This window comes from Mycobacterium parascrofulaceum ATCC BAA-614 (genome assembly GCF_000164135.1).
GTDB lineage: Bacteria > Actinomycetota > Actinomycetes > Mycobacteriales > Mycobacteriaceae > Mycobacterium > Mycobacterium parascrofulaceum.
This window is the reverse complement of sequence record NZ_GG770557.1, coordinates 186,868-192,048: the sequence shown is the minus strand read 5'-3', so window position 1 is coordinate 192,048 and position 5,181 is coordinate 186,868. Positions and strand designations below refer to the sequence as shown.

Sequence of the window (5,181 nt, the reverse complement as noted above, 5' to 3'; positions counted from 1 at the left end):
CCGAGCGCCGACCCGGCGAGGCCGGACGCTGCAACCACGGCGGGAGCGAGGGAACGGATGAGGTGACGTGCAATCATGCCGCGACTGATGCCCATTGAAGCGCCTCCCAAACTGTCAAATTTACGAAATCTTCGTCATCGTTTCCTGTATACCCAGGCGCGACGACAGGCACCGGATGAGGCCCGCGTGTCGACGCACCAAATGAATCTATCTTGACAGACTCGGCGCGAGGCCACCTTCCGAAACGCCCGCGAGCCGTTGTTTGGCCTTGATGCCCCGGGGTAGCCGACCCGCGAACACGCTAGAGACACGGAAAGGTGACGACATGGCTACCGGTGAAACAGGTTTCGAGGACGTGACTTTCGACCTCATCTCGGTTCAGTACCACTCGCTCAAGGCCGGGCACGACTACGGCCAGTACGTGCGCGACGCGAAGAACGCGGGCATGGACGACGTCGCATCGTTCTTCAGCGAAGTGATGGAGCAGGACTCCGAGCGCGCGCGGCGATGCCACGAATTCCTGGGCCGCCTGCAGCAGACGGCCGCGGCCGGACCGGCCGCGCGGTAAGACCCGATCCCAGATTCGGCTCTGGGGCAGGCGTTGTGGCCCCAGGTGCTGTTGTTAGCTCGATGGCAGCGGCCGGCCCCGGAGCATTCGCCTGGTGAGCCGCACCCGTCCACGTCAGCGAAGCTTAACCGCATGGGTGCGGCCATGATTGGGCGACGACCGCGACGATTTGGAGGTTGCCAGGTTCGCGCGTATTGATGTCGGCGAGGTCACATGCTGGCAAACGCGGATGCGTCGTAACGCGCTCTTTATTAGAGTTACGTAAGGTAAGTCCAAGCATTCGTTAAGCACGTCGGGGCCGGAAGCACGGAGGATGTTGTGAACCGATACGACGCCGTCATAGTGGGCGCGGGTTTCGGCGGCATCGGCGCCGCGATCCAGCTCAAGCGTCTCGGCTATGACAACTTCGTCATCCTCGACCGCGAGGACGACCTGGGCGGCACCTGGCACGTCAACCACTACCCGGGCATCGCCGTCGACATCCCGTCGACCACCTACTCCTACTGGTTCGAGCCCAATCCGGCCTGGTCACGGTTGTTCGCGCCGGGCGCCGAGGTCAAGCAGTACGCCGTCGACGTCGCCGACAAGTACGACGTGCGCCGGCACATGCGGTTCAATACGACCGTCGAAGGCGCCCAGTGGGACGAGGACGCCGAGGTCTGGCGGGTGGCGCTGGCCGGGGGCGACACGCTGACGACCCGCTTCTTGATCACCGCGACGGGTTTCCTGTCCCAGCCGCGCCTGCCCGATATCGCGGGGATCGCGAGCTTCAAGGGCAAGGTCGTCCACACCACGGCGTGGGATCACGACTACGACTACGCGGGGCGCCGGATCGCCGTCATCGGGACGGGTGCCTCGGCGGTTCAGCTCATCCCGGAGCTGGCCAAACAGGCCGGGGAGCTGACCGTCTACCAGCGCACCGCCACCCACGTGATCCCGAAGCCCGACTTCGAGTTCCCGTTGGCGGTGCGCGGCCTGTTCGCCCGGCTGCCGGTGGCGCAGCGCGCGCTGCGCTGGGTGACCGACGTGATCCTGGAGATGATCATGGTCGTCGGGGCGCTGCACTTCAAAGAGTCCCGGGGGCGCGGCAACATCTCGGCCGCCGATCTGGCCAAGATCAACCGGTTCCGGTGGATCCGCGACAAGGAGCTGCGCGCCCGGTTCACCCCGGACTACGACTGCGGCTGCAAGCGGCCCACCATGTCCAACAGCTTCTACCACGCGTTCCGCAAGCCGCACGTGCGCCTGGAGACCACGTCGATCGCGCGGATCGAGGCGGACGGCATCGTCACCACCGACGGGCGCAAGACCGTCATCGACACCCTGGTGCTGGCGACCGGCTTCGACCTGTGGGAGGCCAACTTCCCGGCGATCGAGGTGGTCGGCCGCAAGGGCCGCAACCTCGGGAAGTGGTGGCGCGAGACCCGGTTTCAGTCCTACCAGGGCGTCACCATGCCGTACTTCCCCAACTACATCGGCCTGGCCAGCCCGTTCGCCTTCTCCGGGCTGTCCTTCTTCCACACCATCGAATACCAGATGCGGCACATGGACCGGCTGCTCGGCGAGGTCAAGCGCCGCGGGGCGACGACGTTCGAGGTGACCGAAGAGGCCACCGACGGGTTCATGGCGCGGATGACCAAACGGCTGGACAACTCGGTGTTCTACGCCGGCAACTGCGCCACGTCGCGGTCGTACTACTTCAGCCCCCGCGGTGAGGCGTCGCTGCTGCGGCCGACGTCGACGCTGAACTCGGTGCGGGAAGCCTCGACGTTCCCGCTCTCCGACTACGTGATCGCCTAGCGTCACATCCGCCCCCGGCCGGGGTGGCCTTCACGCGACGCGTGGGCCCCAGGGCTCTGAGGGATGCGGGGGAATTATGTCCGTGCCGTTTGCGCGGGCCCCGGCGGGGTAATCAGCTCTGAAGCACAGACGCGGACTCCGTCCGCATTTGATGCGAAAGATGATGTTACCCAATGGAAACCCTGTGCCGTGGATGCGCATGCCTGGCGATCACCTTTGCCTTCATGCTGGGGGGCCTCGACGCGCCCGCGCATTCCGTCGCCGACGCGAACACCCAGCAGGTGCTGCCCGGCGCCATGCAGACCCACTGCCCGGAAGGAACACTTTGACCATCGCCCCGGGGCTCGAGCAGCCCACCACGTTGCCGGCGCTCCTGCGGCTGCTGGGCGTCCAGAACGCATCCGCGTACCAGCACCGCCCGGCCCTGACCCAGTGGCTCGCGCACAACACCCCCGGCCCGGACCTGCGAGTCAGCCTGCGCGCCAACGGCTACGGGGTGCTCTTCCTGTCGTCGCTGCGCCCGATGCGGTCGACGGTTTCCGGGCTGCGGCCCACCGCCTAGCTTCGGTCGTCCGATCGGGCGACTACGTCGGCGGCATCAGCACCGTGTCGATCAGGTACACCGTCGCGTTGGCAGTCGGCACGCCACCGCAGACCAGGCCGGCGTTGTTGACCCGCAGGCCATCGCCCTGGCCGGTGACCGTCACGTTCGCGCCCTGAACCGTCTTGTGGGACCCGGCGACCATGTCCGGACCCAACTGACCCGGCACCACGTGGTAGGTCAGGATGCTGGTCAGCAGGTGGGAATCCGTCTTCAGCTGGTCGATCGTCTGCGCCGGCAGCTTGCCGAACGCGGCGTCGGTCGGCGCGAAGACCGTGTACTGCCCGTTGTTCAGCGTGTCGACCAGGTTGACGTTCGGGTTCAGCTTGCCCGACAGCGCCGAGGTCAGCGTGGTCAGCATCGGATTGTTGGCGGCCGCCTGCGTCACCGGTACCCGCGACATTCCGCTGACGGACGCCGGGCCCGTGGGGTTCGCGGCCGCGTACTCCGAGCACCCCGGACCCACCAGATCGGCCGCCGCCGCGTTCGGAGCCGCCACGACGCCCAGACTCACCATCGCCGCCGCCGCGAAGCCCTTCGCCGCGACCGACGTCTTGTCAACCTTCATCGCGTTATCCTCCATCGGTTGGTCTGACACCTTCGATCAGTCATTCGGAGCCGCCGCGACGACGGACGGGTGCCGTCGGGAAAAAGATCCGAGCCCGCTCAGCCCAGGGGCAATTCGGCCAGGATGGTCCCGGTCGGTTGGGGCGACCCGGTCCCCGGTTCGACAGTGAACGCCAGGGCTTTCGAGGATCCGAGGTTGGTAAGCGTCGCGGTCGTCGACGGCGCCACGGCCGCGGTGTTCATCGTTCCCGCCGAGGTCGCGCCCTGGTCGCCGAGCAGCCACATCTGGTAGACGGTCCCGGGTTTCGGCGGTGGGACGTTGTTCATCACCAGCACACCGGCGTTGCGGTCACGGGAGAAGACGACCGTCGCCGTACCGGTGCCGAGCGAACCGGAAACGGTGCGCACGTCCGGGGCCGCCAGGACCTGCTCGCCGATGTTCGACGGCGCGTGCGGCCGCATGAGCACGCCGACGCCGAACGCCGCGGCACCAACCACCACCGCCGCCGCTGCCGCCGCCAAGACCGCTGTGCGCCAACCGTATCCGCGTCCGTCGCCGGAGCGGATCGTCCGCAGCGTCGCATCCCGCAGGTGCGCCGGCGGTTCGACGGCCGTGCTCGCCGAAATGGCCGCCATCGTCTCGCGCACGGCACGGACCTCGTCGTTGAACGCAGCCGCGACCGACCGTGGGGCGGCCGCCACCCGGCGCTCGATCTCGGAGCGCTCCTCCTGCGAGACCGCGTCCAACGCGTACGGCGTTGCGAGCTCGAGAATCTCGAATTCGTTGGGCTCGGTCATGGCACTTCCAGGCAGTTACGCAGGGCGCGCAGCGCGTCACGCATGCGCGACTTGATCGTCGACAGATTCGCGGCCAACCGCTCCGACACTTGGCTATAGGAGAGGCCGTCGTAATACGCCAACTGGATACACTCCCGCTGCGTATCGGTCAACGCGCCCAGGCATTCGACCACGCGGCGGCGCTCGTCACCGGCGATCGCCGCGTCGGCGACGACGTCGCTGGCCGGGTCGGCGCTCGTGGCGGCGTAGCGGGACTCCCGCCTGCCGAACGCCTCTTCGCTGCGGACCCGGTCGACGGCCCGCCGGTGCGCGATGGTCAGCAGCCACGCCAGGGCCGATCCCTTGCTGGGGTCGTAGTCCCGCGCGGTCCGCCAAACCTCGCAGTAGATCTCCTGGGTGGTTTCCTCGCTGTAACCGGAATCGCGCAGCACCCGCATCACCATCCCGTACACCCGGCTCTTAGTGAGGTCGTAGACGGCCGCGAACGCGGCGCTGTCCCCGCGCGCGACCTTGTGCAGCAGGGCGTCCAGCTCGTGGCCGGACGGCGGCGGTCCCGTCATCGATCGGTAGCCTAGCGTCCGCCCGGCGCCCGCAAGGCCCGATCCGAGACCCTGCTGCGGCGTGGTAGCGACGTGTGCCCACTCCCGTTATTCGTAGCCGTGGGCCGGGCGGACGATCGTCGTCGCCGCGTCCGATGCGGTCGACGGGTTCCGGGCTTCCGCCTAGGCTTCGGTCGGCCAATCGGCCAGGGTGTCCAGATACCGTTGGCGCACACCGGCGATGCGGTCGCTCAACGTGTCGAGCGTCCAGTCGTCGACCGGGACCGGCGGAAGCACCGCGACATTAA

7 protein-coding genes and 1 pseudogene are annotated in these 5,181 nt (G+C 67.6%); 4 read left to right on the top strand and 4 right to left on the bottom strand.

Annotated features, from left to right (window positions below; all coding sequences use genetic code 11):
- Nucleotides 1-325: 325 nt before the first annotated feature.
- From HMPREF0591_RS22280 to HMPREF0591_RS22270, 4 genes are all read left to right on the top strand, one after another.
- Complete coding sequence (locus HMPREF0591_RS22280; protein WP_007170926.1) at nucleotides 326-568, top strand: hypothetical protein; 243 nt, start codon at nucleotides 326-328, stop codon at nucleotides 566-568.
- A 318-nt stretch (nucleotides 569-886) separates the two neighbouring features.
- Nucleotides 887-2,368 carry a flavin-containing monooxygenase gene (locus HMPREF0591_RS22275; protein ID WP_007170925.1) on the top strand — a complete coding sequence of 494 codons (1,482 nt, stop codon included), beginning with the start codon at nucleotides 887-889 and terminating at the stop codon, nucleotides 2,366-2,368.
- A gap of 173 nt (nucleotides 2,369-2,541) precedes the next feature.
- A complete protein-coding gene (locus tag HMPREF0591_RS32505; protein WP_007170924.1) occupies nucleotides 2,542-2,697 on the top strand; it encodes a hypothetical protein in 156 nt (51 codons plus the stop codon).
- On the top strand, nucleotides 2,694-2,930 hold the full coding sequence (locus HMPREF0591_RS22270; RefSeq protein WP_007170923.1) for a hypothetical protein: 237 nt from the start codon (nucleotides 2,694-2,696) through the stop codon (nucleotides 2,928-2,930). The genes HMPREF0591_RS32505 and HMPREF0591_RS22270 overlap by 4 nt, the downstream gene beginning before the upstream one ends.
- A gap of 22 nt (nucleotides 2,931-2,952) precedes the next feature.
- On the opposite strand, the gene HMPREF0591_RS22265 is transcribed toward HMPREF0591_RS22270, so the two are convergent.
- The 4 genes and pseudogenes from HMPREF0591_RS22265 to HMPREF0591_RS34075 form a co-directional block, all read right to left on the bottom strand.
- Nucleotides 2,953-3,537 (bottom strand): fasciclin domain-containing protein, encoded by a 585-nt coding sequence (locus tag HMPREF0591_RS22265; protein ID WP_040623716.1) that lies wholly within the window; start codon nucleotides 3,535-3,537, stop codon nucleotides 2,953-2,955.
- A gap of 98 nt (nucleotides 3,538-3,635) precedes the next feature.
- The gene (locus HMPREF0591_RS22260; protein WP_007170921.1) at nucleotides 3,636-4,334 is read right to left on the bottom strand and encodes an anti-sigma factor; all 699 of its coding nucleotides are present in this window, start codon (nucleotides 4,332-4,334) and stop codon (nucleotides 3,636-3,638) included.
- Nucleotides 4,331-4,894: a sigma-70 family RNA polymerase sigma factor gene (locus HMPREF0591_RS22255; RefSeq protein ID WP_007170920.1), complete on the bottom strand. Its 564-nt coding sequence runs from the start codon at nucleotides 4,892-4,894 to the stop codon at nucleotides 4,331-4,333. The genes HMPREF0591_RS22260 and HMPREF0591_RS22255 overlap by 4 nt, the downstream gene beginning before the upstream one ends.
- Nucleotides 4,895-5,062: 168 nt before the next feature.
- A pseudogene (locus HMPREF0591_RS34075) lies at nucleotides 5,063-5,181 on the bottom strand (hypothetical protein); the annotation flags it as partial.